This is a genomic window from Pseudomonas fluorescens, assembly GCF_000968015.1.
Lineage (GTDB): Bacteria > Pseudomonadota > Gammaproteobacteria > Pseudomonadales > Pseudomonadaceae > Aquipseudomonas > Aquipseudomonas fluorescens_W.
This window is the reverse complement of record NZ_LACH01000015.1, coordinates 23,353-37,511: the sequence shown is the minus strand read 5'-3', so window position 1 is coordinate 37,511 and position 14,159 is coordinate 23,353. Positions and strand designations below refer to the sequence as shown.

The window sequence follows — 14,159 nt, the reverse complement described above, 5'->3', positions numbered from 1 at the left end:
GCGTTGCGAGCCAATCCGAAGCCACCCACCGCCCCGACCACTCGTCCGACACCCCCTCCTACCTGTTATTTCTGACAGTAGCCAAAGCGCTTTCTTCGGGTGTTTGATAGCCCGATCAAGGCCACTTCCACTGGGCCTTCTCAGCAAGGGAGTTGCCCCATGACCGTGGACATGAACACTTCACCCGACGCCCCACTGCAACCCTCGACCCTGTCCCGCCGCGCCGACCCGGCGCCCACCCTGGCCGCCCCTAAAATCCCGGTTGCCCAGATCAATGGCGGCCTGCGCTTTCAGGACCTCAACGACCCCACCGTGCCGGTGCATGTGACCGTCGTGGGCTACCCCGGCATCGCCCTGAATGACCGCATCGAGCTGGTGTGGGACGGCAAAATTGTCGACTTTTTCCCGGTCAACCAGGGCCACATCGACTCCCACAGCCTGACCTTCGCCGTCCTCCCCCAACACATTGTCGAAGGCGATGCCCGGCTGTTCTACCGCGTGACCACCTTCGTGGGCAGCAACGTGTCGATCTCCTTTCACCTGGACGTGCTCGTCAAAACCACGATCCCCGGCGACCCGGAAGCTGTCGGTAACAACCTCAACCCGATCAACGCCAAGGATCGCCTGACTGCCGTCGTGCCGCACTACACCGGGATGCTGGCCACGGACCAGCTGAGCGTGACCTGGGCGGGCACCGCCGGTGATGGCTCACACACCTCGACCCCGGTTGAGGTGGGTAGCGTCGGCATCAAGGACATCCCGATCCCCAACAGCGTGGTGGCCTTCAACCTGGGTAAGCCGGTGACCGTGAGCTACACGGTGACCCGCAACGGCACAACCTATCCACCCTCGGAGACCTTCACGCTGAATGTCTTGACCCTGCCGGTGAGTGAGCTGAAACAGCCGCTGATCCTGCAGGCCGCCAACAACGGTGAAGGCACGGAGTTGAACCTGAGCGACGTGACCGGTGGAGCGACAACACGCTCGCTCAGTTGGCCACTGATTGCGCCAGGCCAGTATGTGTGGCTGGATCTTGAGGGTTTCAAAGCCGATGGCACCCTCCACAATCGCCGGCTGATGCAAGCGCCGGGCAGCTACGTGACTCAGGCCTGGATCAATCAGGGCTATTACGACGTGACATTGCCCTACGACTATCTGAAAGACCTGGGCGATGGCAAAACCCTGACGATGAGGTTCAAGGCCGCGTTGGGCAAGAGTCCGGACGACAAGGAAGCGGTGAGCTTCCCGGTGCGCACCTACACCGTCAGCGCGGCAGTGAGACTGCCGGTCGCGACCTTCAAAGAAGCCTCCGGTGCACAGCAAGACCAACTGAACCCGGACGATGTGTTCCCCTTCGGCGCCACCGTGATCATCCCGGCGACAGCCCTGCTGAAAACCGATGACGACGTAATCGTCACCGTCGAGGGCAAGACCACCACCACGTACCCGCACAGGGTCCTGTCTGCGGAAGCAGGCACGGAGTTGTCCTCCATCAAGGTGCCGCACACGCTGATCGAGGCCAACGACGGCTTGAGCCTTAACTTGAGTTACCTCGTCAAGCGCAAAGCCGGGGGTACGGACGGGCCCTCGGACCCCACGGTTTACGATGTTCGAAAGGTGATCGGTTCGGGTATTCTGAGGGTCATGGGCGCGCGTGCTAGCCGCAGCATTTGGAGAGTTTCCAGCGCTTCACGTCTGTTGAGCGCGTTCAACGCCACCACCGGTCAGCCGCTCGAGGCCCACTGGAAATACCCCGACGACAGCGAATGGACGGCCGGCACCACCTGGCGCGATACCGCGCCACAACTACCGCTGCAGGTGCGCACCGCCGATGATCAGATCACTCTGAATCCGGCGAACATCATTGGCAGTTTGGCAGCGTTCGTGGCGCATCGGGATCGGGGGGATCTAGTGGCCTGGGGCGACTCGGCCCATGGGGCAACGATCCCCTCGCCCATCATCGCCCTGGACGACATTGTTGAGGTGAGCAGTACCTATAGCGCCTACGCCGCCCGACGGGCCAATGGGCTAGTGGTGGTCTGGGGAAACGCGACTGATGGTGGAAACATGGGTGCCGTCCCGCCTCAGGACTTTGTTCAGGTCATCGGTAACCAGGCTGCCTTCGCCGGGATAAAAAACACGCGGCAGGTGGTAGCCTGGGGTAGGTCCCACTATGGGGGCACCGTCTCGGCCCCGGTTGGCGCGCTGACCGACGTAGCTCGGGTGGTCGCCACCACATACACGTTTACTGCGCTACGCACCACCGGGCAGGTGATGGCCTGGGGGCATACCTACGAGGGTGGAAACGTGCCGAGCGCCATTGCTGCACTCACCGATATCCAGTCGCTCATCGGTGCTAGCAATGCGTTTGCGGCACTCCGAGCCAACGGCAGGCTCGTGGCCTGGGGTCTGGGCACCTCCGGTGGAAGTCTGCCGGCGAATATCGTCGCCCTGACCGACATCATTGAACTGAGCTGCGCCAATATATTCGCTTTTACCGCACGACGGGCGACTGGTCAGATCGTGGCCTGGGGGGATTCGCGGTTTGGCGGCACGCTTGGCCCGGGGATCGCAACGCTGACTGATATCGTTGAAGTCACCGCTGCTCATGGTGCATTCGTCGCTCGTCGTGCTAATGGTTCTGTCGTCGGCTGGGGCGCGGCGGCACTGGGCGGGCTGGTGCCTGCCGAAATCGCGGCGCTGGTCGACATCGTTCAGGTGTGCGGTTCATCCTACGCGTTCGCCGCCTTGCGCCAGAACGGCACCGTGGTGGCTTGGGGGCTTCCCTTCGAGGGCAGCGACACGTCAGTAGTCGTCAGCCAACTGACCAACGTGCAGGCGCTTTACAGCAATGACAATGGCTTTACCGCCCTGACCGCCGATGGTCGTGTCGTGACTTGGGGTAACCCTCGGTTCGGAGGCGACAGCAGCGCCGTCCAGGATCGCCTGGTTGGGCAGGTTTCCTACCAGGCCAGCCCGGCGTCCAGGGGGCTGGCCCTGAAAGCCAGTCGTTGCGCAGCGCTCAACGAGCCCCCGCCAACCGAGGTTCGCTAACCCTTGCATTGCACCTGACTCGGCGCTCCCTCAGGAGCGTCGAACGCTGACTTCAAAAGGTTAAGTAACCCAAGCGAAATCGCTGAAACTGCAACGCCTCCAATTGTGGAGGCGTTGTGCTTTTTTGTAGGAGCCGCCGCAGGCTGCTCCTACCGACCCGGCATGGTCAGTCGGTATAGCCAAACCGCGCGGCCCTGATCTGCCGGGTTTGCCCGCGTGTGGCCAGGCAGTAATACAACGGACACGTCACCACCAACCCCACCAGCCACGAAAGATCCGCCCCCTCGACCAGATTGGCATACGGCCCGACATACAACGACGTATTGGCAAACGGCAGCTGCACGATAATCCCGATGAAGTACGCAACGATCGCATGCAGATTGACGCGTCCATAAATACCGCCGTCAGCCCGGAAGATCGACGCGATGTCGTAGTGACCACGCTTGATCACATAGAAGTCGATCAGGTTGATCGACGCCCACGGCACCAGGACCAGCAACAGCGCCAGGATCAACCCGATGAACTGCGAGATGAAGTCCGCCGAAGCGCCCAACGCGACGACACAGCAGCCCGCCAGCACGACACTCGACAACACCACGCGCACCTTGATGCTCGGCGTCCACTGGCTGGCGAAGGTCTGGATCGAGGTGATGATCGACAGCACCGCGCCATACAGATTCAAGGCGTTGTGGCTGATGATATTGAGCAAAAACAGCACCATCAAAATCGGTCCCAACCAGCCGGTGGATTGCTTCACCGCTGCCATCGCTTCAGTCCCTTCCGGGGTCGCCAGCACCGCCACCGCGCCGAAGGTAAACGACAGAATGGTGCCCAGGGTCGCGCCCAGATACGTGGCGAAAAACGGACGGGCAATCCCGATATCCGCTGGCAGGTAACGCGAGTAGTCCGACACATAAGGCGAAAAGCTGATCTGCCAGATAATCCCCAGCGACACCGTGGCCAGCCAGCCCGACAGGTTGAAACCGCCGCGAGTGAAGAAGTCCACCGGCAAGTCATGGGCGAAGATGTAAAGGAAACCGGCGAGCAAGGCGCTGCCCATGACCCAGGTACCGATGCGATTGAGGGTGTGAATGAAACGGTAACCGATCACCCCGATTGCGGTGGCGCTCAAGGCGCCGATGAGGATGCTCGCCGGCACCGGAACCGAAGGCGCGATGCCGACAATCGATTTGCCGGCCAGCACAATGTTGGAGATGAAAAAGCCGATGTAGATGATCGCCGCAAAGAATACGATCAGCAGCGCACCATAACGACCGAACTGGCCGCGGCTCTGCACCATCTGCGGAATCCCCATGCGCGGGCCTTGAGCCGACGCGAGGGCAATCACCAGACCGCCGACCATATGCCCGAGCGCAATCGCCAAGAGCCCCCAGAACAGGTCAAGGTGGAACACTTGAACCACCATGGCGCCGGTCACGATCGGCAGAGGTGCGATGTTGGTGCTGAACCACAAGGTGAAAAGGTCGCGGGCCTTCCCGTGACGTTCCGCGAGTGGGACGTAATCGACCGTGTGATTCTCGATCAGGGGGTCTTGCCGGGACATCTGGGACATGTGCATGAACTCTAGTTTGTCTGATCTTATAGTTGTACGAAGCCAAACCGGGGGAGCTCTTTGGCTGCCCCTCAGATGCCGGTCATATTATGGTATTCCATCTTTTTAACAAGACTGATCCGGTCTTTTAGCGTCCATCTGACCCGTAATCCTGGCGCCTCAGAGCTGGAAAAGACGGGCTAAAAGCCCCGTAAACGTTGACTAAAAGGCCGAAGAGGTACGTTTATCGGGTCAAAAAAAAAGCCCTTGCAAACTATGTATTACGGTATACCATCAGACCTACAAACACATAAAAAACCGCATTACACCGCCAGAGGACCGTCCCATGATCGATGCCGCCATCTACAAACAAGTGATGGGTTCGTTTCCTTCCGGGGTGACTGTGATCACCACGCTGGATGACGATGGCCAAATCGTCGGCCTGACCGCCAGCGCCTTCAGCTCGCTGTCCATGGACCCGGCCCTGGTGCTGTTCTGCCCCAACTACAGTTCCGATTCCTATCCGGTATTGATCAAAAATAAACGCTTTGCCATCCACGTCCTGTCCGGCGGCCAGCAAAGCGAAGCCTATGCTTTCGCCCGCAAAGGCAAAGACAAGGCGCAAGGGATCGAATGGACCTTGAGCGAACTGGGCAACCCGATCCTGGCCAACGCCACGGCCGTCATCGAATGCGAGTTGTGGCGCGAATATGAAGGCGGCGACCACGCGATCATGGTCGGCGCCGTGAAGAACCTGATAGTGCCGCAGCACACCGCCGGTCCGCTGGTGTACTGCCACGGCAAGATGGGCGCCCTGCCCGTCCTCGCCTGAACCGACAGCCAATAACAAAGATTAGAGGTAAGCGTCATGAAGTTTTCCCTGTTCGTGCACATGGAACGTTGGGACGAAAGCGTCAGCCACCGTCAGCTGTTCGAAGATTTGACCGAACTGACCCTGATGGCCGAAGCCGGCTGTTTCAGCACCGTCTGGATCGGCGAACACCACGCCATGGAATACACCATCTCGCCGAGCCCAATGCCGTTGCTGGCCTACCTGGCCGCTAAAACCACCACCATTCACCTCGGCGCCGGCACCATCATTGCGCCGTTCTGGCACCCGTTGCGGGTCGCTGGCGAATGCGCACTGCTGGACGTGATCAGCAATGGCCGGATGGAAGTCGGTCTGGCCCGTGGTGCGTATCAAGTTGAATTCGACCGCATGGCCGGCGGCATGCCCGCCTCCTCCGGCGGTCAAGCGTTGCGCGAGATGGTTCCGGTGGTGCGCGCCCTGTGGCAAGGCGATTACGCCCACGATGGCGATATCTGGAAGTTCCCGACATCCACCAGCGTGCCGAAGCCGATCCAGAAGCCCAATCCGCCGATGTGGATCGCCGCCCGCGACCCGGACTCGCACAACTTCGCCGTGGCCAACGGCTGCAACGTCATGGTCACGCCGCTGATGAAAGGCGACGAAGAAGTCCTCGACCTGAAGAACAAATTCCAGGCAGCCCTGGACAACAACCCGGACGTACCCCGTCCGCAACTGATGGTGTTGCGTCACACCCACGTCCACGCGGCCGATGATCCCGAAGGCTGGAAAGTCGGGGCCAAGGCGATCTCGAAGTTCTATCGCACGTTCGATGCCTGGTTCGGCAACAAGCAAGTGCCGGTCAACGGCTTCCTGGCGCCGAGCCCGGAAGAGAAGTTCGCCGAGCGCCCGGAGTTCCAACTGAAGAGCCTGCACAAGACCGCCATGATCGGCACCCCGGAAGAAATCATCCCGCGCATCAAGTATTACCAGGAACTGGGGGTCGACGAGTTCAGCTTCTGGTGCGATAACAGCCTGCCCCACGCGGAGAAGAAAAAATCCCTGGAGCTGTTTATCAAACACGTGGTACCAGCGTTCCGCTGAGTCCACTGCCCTGCCCCTCGGACGCGAAGCCGGGGGGCTGACTGACGTGTAGGGTCGATTCCAATGATCAATGATCGCCGCCCATCACTCGCCCTTCCCTCCAGCGCCGAGCAGGTTTACCTGCGCGGCGAATGGACCGCTTCGCATCTGCATTTCAAGCGCCTGCGCGCCAGCGTTACTGCCAAGCAGAACGGCTTCTGGCAACTCGTTCACTGAGCCCACCCGAACTGGAATTCACGCACCCACGTCTCGTCATCGCTGAGGCGTGCCCGGTGCTTTGTGCTTCGGCCCATGATCAGGTTTGCTCAATGAACAATAAAAACGCGCTGTTGATCATCGACATGCAGCAGGAGGACGGTTTCGTCCTGGAAAACCTCGACACGGTGGTGAGCCTCACCGCCACCCTGCTTGAGACCGCCCGCCATCAACGGGTGCCTGTCATCTATACCCGCCACATCAATCAGGCCGATGGCAGTGATTTGCCACGCGGCGAACCGCGAGCGGCCGACGGCGGCCCCAGCAGTTACCGTGCCGGCACCCGGCAAATGGAAATCATCGAACGTCTGGCGCCGCAACCTGATGAACTCATTATCGACAAGGGCCGTTACAGCGCCTTCCACCGCACCGACCTGGATGCCCGACTCAAGGCGCTCGGGGTCGATACCCTGATCGTCTGCTGCGTGCTGACCGATGTCTGCGTACTCAGCACGGTGTTCGATGCCTTCGCCCTGGGCTATCACATTCGACTGATCAGCGATGCCTGCACCACGACCACGCTGGCGGGACACTACTCGGCGCTGCTGATCATGGCCAACTGGGTCTACGCCCTGGAGATCCTGACCTGCGCCGAATGCCTGCGAGCCCTGGAGAACCGCGAGTATCTAAGCCTGATTCCCGAGCGCCCGGACCTGTTCGCCCACCAGCCGCATGAGCTGGAAAGCACCATCGCCCGTTTGCAAACCCACCTCGCCCGGACTCAGGAGTGATCGCCATGCAAGTCGAAAAAAGAAGCATCGATTTCATCCCTGAAACCGAACGTCATGGCCAACCCGGCTCGCTGTTCTTCATCTGGTTCGGCGCCAACATGAACATCACCACCATCGCGTCCGGCGTGTTGCCGGTGGTGATGGGGCTTAATCTGTTCTGGAGCGCATTGGCGATCATCATCGGTTCGCTGCTGGGGGCGATTTTCATGGCCTCCCATTCTGCTCAGGGGCCGAAACTCGGCATCCCGCAAATGATCCAGAGCCGGGCCCAGTTCGGCGTGCTGGGGGCGGTGTTGCCGCTGCTGTTCGTGATGCTCATTTACCTGGGGTTTTTCGTCAGCAACACCTTGCTCGCCGCCCAGGCATTGGAGTCCGTCAGCCCGTTGCCGGCCACCGGCAATATCTACCTGATCGGGACGCTGTGCTTTGTCGTCGCGCTCTATGGTTATCGCCTGATCCATCGCCTGCAGAAAGTGCTGTCACTGCTTTCTCTGTTGGTGTTTATCGGCGCAACCGTATTGGCACTCCAGCTGCCGATTCCGGCGGAGCAATGGTTGCCGACGGGCTTCTCGTTGTCGAAGTTTCTGGTGGCGGTGAGCATTGCCGTGACCTGGCAACTGTCCTATGCGCCCTATGTGGCCGACTACTCGCGTTACCTGCCGAGCAACACGCCGACCGCAAAGGTGTTCTGGTACAGCTACGCCGGCACAGTCAGCGGCGGCGCGTGGATGATGATTCTCGGGGCGATCCTCAGCGTCGGCATCAGCGACTTTTCCAGCAACGTCGGCAGCCATGTCGCCGGGCTGTTTGGAAGCGGCGCGTTGCTGCTGTTTGCCTTCATCGTCTATGGCCAGGTGTCGATCAATGTGTTCAACCTGTACGGCGCCTTCATGTCGACCATTACCGTGATCGAACCCTTTGCCCGGCTCAAGGTGACACCTCGTGTACGTGGCCTGTTCATGCTGGTGATCAGCCTGGTGGCTACAGCCTTGTGCACCATCAGTCAGGACGACTTCATCAACTTTTTCCTCAACTTCATTTTCTTCATGAGCTATTTCCTGATCCCTTGGACGGCGATCAATCTGGTGGATTACTACCGCCTGCGCAAAGGGCAGTACCGGATCGATGACATCTTCGACAAGGACGGGATCTACGGGCGCATCAACTGGATCGCCTGCGGCAGCTTCTTGCTGGCGATCGCCCTGGAAATCCCCTTCATGAACACCACGCTGTATGTCGGCCCGGTGGCCAACGCCCTGGACGGCGTAGACCTGGCCTGGATTGTCGGGTTGCTGGTGCCCGCCCTGAGCTACTACTGGCTGATGAAACTCGCCAAGCGTGCGCCGATGGCCGGCGAAGCGCTGCCGTAGAGCACTCAAAGGCATAGCGCCGGTCAAGGCCGGTGCTGTGCCTTGCCGTTCATCGGTAAAACTCAACTATCGAAAAGGCTTGCCGATAGTCAGGACAATGCCCCATCGTCTGGGGATCCAGGAATGTGTAGCAGCGGGCTAAAGCTGATGAAAGATATCTATCTACTGATCGAGCACGGCATCGATCAGGGCGAAGTGTATGTACTGGGCTATTTCGATGATGAACGCAGGGCTAAGGAAGTCGCCGAGGAGAAGGAGTGGGAGGCGTATCGCGCCAGCTTGAAAGCCGAGCATGTATGGTCCAGCCAAAAGCCGTTGGCCCCGGATAAAACAACGTATCGGCGTTTCTGGATCAAAGAGGTTTCCGGGTACGAGCGCATGCCTGTTCCGAGATCCTCTGCGGTCCACTGAAATTGAGCAAGTGCCGAATTTCAGGCAAAAAAAATCCCAGGCAGCTGATGGACGCCTGGGACTCAAAATGCATAAACCGTGGTGGTGAACGCGGGGCGAATATTACTTAATATTTCTGCCCGTAACAAGATATTTTGATTCACTATCCAGTTACTAAATCTTCTAACTCATTAAATATCCACACATTTTTTATGGGAGAGCAGCGACAAGGACTGATTTAGAGGTACCAGCGATACTCCCGCGCACTGATGTCCTGCAAGAATGCCAAATGGTCCTGGCGCTTGTTTTCGCAGTAAACATCCACAAACTCAGCCCCCAAACCCTCGCGCAGCTGCGCGTTGTTTTGCATCGAACGCACGGCCTCCAGCATCTCCAGCGGGAAGTCGATTCCGCTGCCCCGATCTTCGTTGAGGGGTGCAATCGGTTCGCGACCCACTTCCAGCCCTTGCTCCAGCCCTACCAGAATCGCCGCCAACACGAGATAAGGATTGGCATCCGCGCCCGCCAGGCGATGTTCGATGCGCAGATTCTTCGCGTCCGACTCAGGCACCCGCAGGCAGGCATCACGATCTTCAAAGCCCCAACTGGCGCGCGTCGCGACATTCACCGTGCCGCTCAAGCGCCGCATTGCGTTGTGATTCGGTGCAAAGATCGGCATGCAATGCGGCAACACTTCAAGGCAACCGGCCACTGCATGGCGCAGCGCCTGCTGATCGTTAGCCGCCAACAGGTTGGTTCCCGCCTCGTCGTAAAGGCTCACATGCACATGCATGCCGCTACCGGGGTGCTGCAAGTAGGGTTTGGCCATGAAGCTGGCGCGGTGGTTGTGCTTGAGGGCCACGCCCCGTGTGCTGCGGCAGAACAGCGCCGCCCAGTCGGCCGCACGCAGGCCGTCGTCAAGGTGACCGAAATTGATCTCGAACTGGCCCGGGCCCAACTCCGCAGTGATCACCGTGGCATCGATGCCTTGCGCACGCGCCGTCTCGACCATGTCATCGAGTACCGGTGAAAATCTCGACAGCCGTTCGATGTGCATATTCGGCTGATCATCGGCATCGTCCGTCAGCTGATCGCGAGGGAACTGTGGCAAGCCGTCACGCAGCTGGCGATCGAACAGATAGAACTCCAGTTCGAACGCGACCACAGGGAAAATCCCTTTTCGGCCGAGGCGCTCGAGCACCTGCGCCAACACTTCGCGCGGCTCGAAGACGATTGGCTTTTCAGTACCGCTTGAGGTAATCAGCATTTGCCCCAGCAGTTGCTTTTCCCAGCTCACGGGCTTGAGCGTACCGGGTACCAAACGGCGTGGAGCATCCGGGTCGCCGTCGTTGAAACAGTAGTCGCCGATTTTGAACAGACCGCCCTGCGTGCCCAGCAACACACAGTTTTGCGGCAGCTTGAGCGCGCTGCCGGCGGCGACCTTCTCGAGCATTTCTATCGGGTAGCGTTTACCGTAAAAATGCCCGGGGATATCCAGGGAAATCAGGTCAACGTAACGCACCTGCGGGAAGCGCTGACGAAACGCGCGAACCTCAGCAACCAGATCAGAGCAGACAGCATCCATCGTTCGTGTTCCTTGTTGTTTTATCAGGTGTAAACCCAAAGCACTCGGGTGAGCTGATCCGTAAGGTTGCCGTAGCGACAATGCGTGTGACTGGCCAGCTGAAAACTGTCGCCAGCACGTAATGTCACCGGTTGATCGTCATCCAGCCACAGCGTCAGCTCACCCTCGAGGACATAGCCACCTTGCTCCGAGCTGTCGTTCATGTGCCGATCACCACTGCTGGCGCCGGGCTCCAGTTGGCTTTCAAGCATTGAAAAGGACGCCCTCATCTTTGGAGAGACGAGGATGTCGGTAATCCCGTCGGCGTAATACAGCGTGCGTCGCTCATCCGGACGGGTCACCCAAGGCAATGCCATGGGCTTGGGCAAGCTATAAAAATAGGTAGTCGGCACGCCGAGTGTTTCGCTGATGGCGGTCAAGTCCGCCACCGTGGGACGTGACAACCCGCGCTCGACTTGCGAGAGAAACCCGACCGAACGACCGATTTTGTCCGCCAGCTCTTTCAGCGTGTATTTTTTGTGTTTGCGCAGGTCCTGGATCAGGATCGCCAGCGCCGAGATTTCTTCTTGCATGTCCATCTAAAGGCTTCCCGAAATTGATGCTTCAAAGGCTGTCGCGCAGCCGATACCAGGCCTTGCCGATGGCTTCCAGCGGTGCTGCCAAATACTTTCCACCGGGAAAGCTGCCGTTGATCAAACCCTGATACAACGCCAGCTCATCCGGCTGACCCAGTATCGCGTCGGACACCGCACGCGCCCCGGCCAATGTCGGCAGCACGCCATGTCCGGAGTAACCCTGTAGCCAGTAGAGATCGCCACGTCGACCGATGTCAGGCGTGCGCTTGAGGGTCAGATCGATGTGTCCTCCCCAGGCAAAGTCCAGTTCGACGCCCCTGAGCTGGGGAAACACGCGCTCCAGATAGGGCCGTGTCGCAGCGGCGATGTCTTTCGGCATGCCGCCCAGGTAAGTGCAACCACCGCCGAACAGCAGGCGGTTGTCCGGCGTGCGGCGGAAATAATCGAGGACAAACTGGTTGTCGGTGACGCACACATTGCTCGGTAGCAACGCGGTCGCCTGTTGCACTGAAAGTGGCGCGGTGGCTACCTGATAAGTGCCAACCGGTAACACGCAACTCGCCAATTGCGGATCAAGCCGATCAAGGTAGGCATTGCACGCCAGCACCAGCACGTCGGCGCGAATGCGACCGCGCTCAGTGGTGACTACGTACTGACCGCCCTCTTCGAGATAACTCAACGCCTTGCTCTGTTCATGAATGCATCCACCGGCCTGTTCAATTGCAGCGGCCAGGCCGAGCGCCAGTTTCAGCGGATTCAAATGCCCGCCTTCAGGATCGAACAGGCCGGCCTGGTAGCGCTCACTGGCGACCCAACCAGGCAACGCTTCGCGCGAAATGAACTGCAAACCATCGTGGCCCCACTTGTGGCTGGCCTCGTGTTGCCATTCTGTCAGCAGACTCACCCGACGCGGCATCACCGACGTCCAGAGGTGGCCAGGACGATAGTCACAATCGAAATCATGGCGCGCGGGCAAATCTCGCAACTCCCGGGCAGCCCAACGCATGCTGTCCCATAACCGGCGCGCGCGCTCATAACCCAGCGCCGCCTCCAATGGCGGCATGTCACACGACCAACCAAGAATGGCCTGACCGCCATTGCGCCCCGAGGCGGCCCAGGCCACCCGACTGGCTTCCAGCAACGTCACGCGCTTGCCGGCCAGGGCCAGACGCAACGCCGTATGCAATCCACTGAAGCCGGCCCCGATGATCAACACTTCGGTGTCCTGCTCACCCTCCAACGCGGCTCGATCCAACAGACGATCGGCGCAGGTGTGGGCGTAATAGCTGGCGACGTGCTGGGCAGATTGTTGAAACATGCAGGCCTCGTGAATTTTTATACTTATATTTTCATGAAAAAGTACACGTTAAATTTCACGACCGCAACCGTTCAAGGCGCAAAAAAAATCCCGCCCAAGAGAACCCGGGCGGGATTTTTTCTAAACAGACAGCGTTATCGAAGCAACGCTGTCGACGTTTCAGGCGACAGGAATCATCGGATCCGCTGAAGCCAGCGCAGTGACACGATCAGCTGCGGGCGGGTAGATCCACATCGTGTTGATCTGGGTCTTCAGCGCCTTGGCTTCTTCCTTGACCAACTTCACCTGGCGGTCCCAACCTTCGGTGTAGACCGCGCCCCAGGCGCCCAGATCCAGGCAGGTCACGTATTTAGGCTGGCTGTACGGGGTCGGGTCCACGCCCAGGATCTGCGCGGCCACGTTGTTGCCGGCATGACGACCCAGCGAGATCGCGTGCTGGCAGGTCATCAATGCGAAGTTGCCGATGTCATCGCTGGCAGCGTACGCGACGTCGCCGGTGGCGAAGATGTCTTCCTGGCCAATGACTTTCAAGTGCGCGTCGACGTGCAGACGGCCCAGGTGATCGCGCTCGGCCGGAATATGATCGGTCAACGAGCTGGCGCGCACACCGGTGGTCCAGACCACGGTTTTGGCATCGATGCGCTGACCATCGGCCAGGGTCACGCCATTTTCATCGACGGCGACGACCGACGATTTCAAGCGCCATTCCACCCCCGTTTCAATACTGGCTTCAGCGATCGACTTGGCGATCTCGGCGCCCATGGACCCGCCAACGTTCTCGCCACGGTCAACGATAATCACTTCGATGTCAGCACGATCACCCAGGATGGCGCGCAGCCGCGCAGGCATTTCAGTCGCGGTTTCAATCCCGGTGAAGCCACCGCCGGCCACCACTACAGTGTTGCGGGCTTTGCTTTCTGGCAGGTTGCCCAGGGACTTGAGGTGATTTTCAAGGCGTACGGCTTGTTCGATCTGGTCCACGTCAAAGGCATGTTCCGCCACACCTGGCGTGTTCGGCAGTGCCAGGCGGCTGCCGGTTGCCAGAACGAGTTTGTCGTAGCTGCACACTTGCTGGGTGCCAGATGCATCGAGGTAGCCGACACGTTTTTGCTCAACGTCGATGGTTTCGGCAGAGCCCTTGATGAAGTTGACGCCGACCGCATCGAACAGTTCGCCGATCGGTGCGGCCAGTTGGTGAGCATTCGGTTCGTAGAAGCGCGGACGAACTCGCAGCTCGGCCTGAGGGGCCAGAACGGTCACTTCAACGTCGTTGTGACCATGAATGTCGAACAGACGCGTGGCGCTTAAAGCCGTCCACATGCCACCGAAACCTGCGCCGATAACCAGGATGTGCTGTTTCATTTTTTAACTCCGGGGGGGAGAAGACCAAGTGATGAATTCGTTAAAGGTCACGCTC

13 protein-coding genes are annotated in these 14,159 nt (G+C 59.5%); 8 read left to right on the top strand and 5 right to left on the bottom strand.

What is annotated here, in order from left to right:
* Positions 1 to 171 precede the first annotated feature (171 nt).
* Positions 172 to 3,054 carry an RCC1 domain-containing protein gene (locus VD17_RS08890; protein ID WP_185753125.1) on the top strand — a complete coding sequence of 961 codons (2,883 nt, stop codon included), beginning with the start codon at positions 172 to 174 and terminating at the stop codon, positions 3,052 to 3,054.
* Positions 3,055 to 3,220: 166 nt separating this feature from the next.
* On the opposite strand, the gene VD17_RS08885 is transcribed toward VD17_RS08890, so the two are convergent.
* Positions 3,221 to 4,627 carry a purine-cytosine permease family protein gene (locus tag VD17_RS08885; RefSeq protein WP_046053516.1) on the bottom strand — a complete coding sequence of 469 codons (1,407 nt, stop codon included), beginning with the start codon at positions 4,625 to 4,627 and terminating at the stop codon, positions 3,221 to 3,223.
* 325 nt (positions 4,628 to 4,952) lie between these two features.
* Here VD17_RS08885 and VD17_RS08880 point away from each other — a divergent pair, with 325 nt between their 5' ends.
* The 6 genes from VD17_RS08880 to VD17_RS08860 all read left to right on the top strand — a co-directional run bounded on the left by VD17_RS08880 (position 4,953) and on the right by VD17_RS08860 (position 9,285).
* On the top strand, positions 4,953 to 5,438 hold the full coding sequence (locus VD17_RS08880) for a flavin reductase family protein (RefSeq protein WP_018927703.1): 486 nt from the start codon (positions 4,953 to 4,955) through the stop codon (positions 5,436 to 5,438).
* A 36-nt stretch (positions 5,439 to 5,474) separates the two neighbouring features.
* Positions 5,475 to 6,518, top strand: a complete 1,044-nt coding sequence (locus VD17_RS08875) for an LLM class flavin-dependent oxidoreductase (protein WP_046053515.1) — start codon at positions 5,475 to 5,477, stop codon at positions 6,516 to 6,518.
* A gap of 63 nt (positions 6,519 to 6,581) precedes the next feature.
* Positions 6,582 to 6,734 carry a hypothetical protein gene (locus tag VD17_RS32140; protein ID WP_185753124.1) on the top strand — a complete coding sequence of 51 codons (153 nt, stop codon included), beginning with the start codon at positions 6,582 to 6,584 and terminating at the stop codon, positions 6,732 to 6,734.
* A gap of 92 nt (positions 6,735 to 6,826) precedes the next feature.
* Positions 6,827 to 7,504 carry an isochorismatase family cysteine hydrolase gene (locus tag VD17_RS08870; protein ID WP_046053514.1) on the top strand — a complete coding sequence of 226 codons (678 nt, stop codon included), beginning with the start codon at positions 6,827 to 6,829 and terminating at the stop codon, positions 7,502 to 7,504.
* A 5-nt stretch (positions 7,505 to 7,509) separates the two neighbouring features.
* Positions 7,510 to 8,874: a purine-cytosine permease family protein gene (locus tag VD17_RS08865; protein ID WP_046053513.1), complete on the top strand. Its 1,365-nt coding sequence runs from the start codon at positions 7,510 to 7,512 to the stop codon at positions 8,872 to 8,874.
* Between the two features lie 147 nt (positions 8,875 to 9,021).
* Positions 9,022 to 9,285, top strand: coding sequence for a hypothetical protein (locus VD17_RS08860; RefSeq protein ID WP_046053512.1), 264 nt, complete (start codon positions 9,022 to 9,024; stop codon positions 9,283 to 9,285).
* Between the two features lie 217 nt (positions 9,286 to 9,502).
* Here the strand turns inward: VD17_RS08860 and VD17_RS08855 are convergent, their stop codons facing one another.
* The 3 genes from VD17_RS08855 to VD17_RS08845 are packed head-to-tail and all read right to left on the bottom strand — an operon-like array spanning position 9,503 to position 12,742.
* Positions 9,503 to 10,849 carry a glutamine synthetase family protein gene (locus tag VD17_RS08855; RefSeq protein ID WP_046053511.1) on the bottom strand — a complete coding sequence of 449 codons (1,347 nt, stop codon included), beginning with the start codon at positions 10,847 to 10,849 and terminating at the stop codon, positions 9,503 to 9,505.
* Between the two features lie 23 nt (positions 10,850 to 10,872).
* A complete protein-coding gene (locus VD17_RS08850) occupies positions 10,873 to 11,427 on the bottom strand; it encodes a helix-turn-helix domain-containing protein (protein WP_046053510.1) in 555 nt (184 codons plus the stop codon).
* Positions 11,428 to 11,452: 25 nt separating this feature from the next.
* Positions 11,453 to 12,742: an NAD(P)/FAD-dependent oxidoreductase gene (locus tag VD17_RS08845; RefSeq protein ID WP_046053509.1), complete on the bottom strand. Its 1,290-nt coding sequence runs from the start codon at positions 12,740 to 12,742 to the stop codon at positions 11,453 to 11,455.
* Between VD17_RS08845 and VD17_RS32950 the strand changes: the two genes are divergently transcribed.
* Positions 12,698 to 12,931 carry a hypothetical protein gene (locus tag VD17_RS32950; RefSeq protein ID WP_369007738.1) on the top strand — a complete coding sequence of 78 codons (234 nt, stop codon included), beginning with the start codon at positions 12,698 to 12,700 and terminating at the stop codon, positions 12,929 to 12,931. The two genes, VD17_RS08845 and VD17_RS32950, sit on opposite strands and share 45 nt — an antisense overlap.
* Here VD17_RS32950 and VD17_RS08840 read toward each other — a convergent pair.
* The gene (locus VD17_RS08840; RefSeq protein WP_046053508.1) at positions 12,902 to 14,104 is read right to left on the bottom strand and encodes an NAD(P)/FAD-dependent oxidoreductase; all 1,203 of its coding nucleotides are present in this window, start codon (positions 14,102 to 14,104) and stop codon (positions 12,902 to 12,904) included. The two genes, VD17_RS32950 and VD17_RS08840, sit on opposite strands and share 30 nt — an antisense overlap.
* Positions 14,105 to 14,159: the final 55 nt, after the last annotated feature.

Excerpts from the sequence above, each read along its gene's own strand:
- VD17_RS08890 (WP_185753125.1), top strand. The coding sequence starts at position 172 with ATGAACACTTCACCCGACGCCCCACTGCAACCCTCGACCCTGTCCCGC.
- VD17_RS08885 (WP_046053516.1), bottom strand. The coding sequence starts at position 4,627 with ATGTCCCAGATGTCCCGGCAAGACCCCCTGATCGAGAATCACACGGTC.
- VD17_RS08880 (WP_018927703.1), top strand. The coding sequence starts at position 4,953 with ATGATCGATGCCGCCATCTACAAACAAGTGATGGGTTCGTTTCCTTCC.
- VD17_RS08875 (WP_046053515.1), top strand. The coding sequence starts at position 5,475 with ATGAAGTTTTCCCTGTTCGTGCACATGGAACGTTGGGACGAAAGCGTC.
- VD17_RS32140 (WP_185753124.1), top strand. The coding sequence starts at position 6,582 with ATGATCAATGATCGCCGCCCATCACTCGCCCTTCCCTCCAGCGCCGAG.
- VD17_RS08870 (WP_046053514.1), top strand. The coding sequence starts at position 6,827 with ATGAACAATAAAAACGCGCTGTTGATCATCGACATGCAGCAGGAGGAC.
- VD17_RS08865 (WP_046053513.1), top strand. The coding sequence starts at position 7,510 with ATGCAAGTCGAAAAAAGAAGCATCGATTTCATCCCTGAAACCGAACGT.
- VD17_RS08860 (WP_046053512.1), top strand. The coding sequence starts at position 9,022 with ATGAAAGATATCTATCTACTGATCGAGCACGGCATCGATCAGGGCGAA.
- VD17_RS08855 (WP_046053511.1), bottom strand. The coding sequence starts at position 10,849 with ATGGATGCTGTCTGCTCTGATCTGGTTGCTGAGGTTCGCGCGTTTCGT.
- VD17_RS08850 (WP_046053510.1), bottom strand. The coding sequence starts at position 11,427 with ATGGACATGCAAGAAGAAATCTCGGCGCTGGCGATCCTGATCCAGGAC.
- VD17_RS08845 (WP_046053509.1), bottom strand. The coding sequence starts at position 12,742 with ATGTTTCAACAATCTGCCCAGCACGTCGCCAGCTATTACGCCCACACC.
- VD17_RS08840 (WP_046053508.1), bottom strand. The coding sequence starts at position 14,104 with ATGAAACAGCACATCCTGGTTATCGGCGCAGGTTTCGGTGGCATGTGG.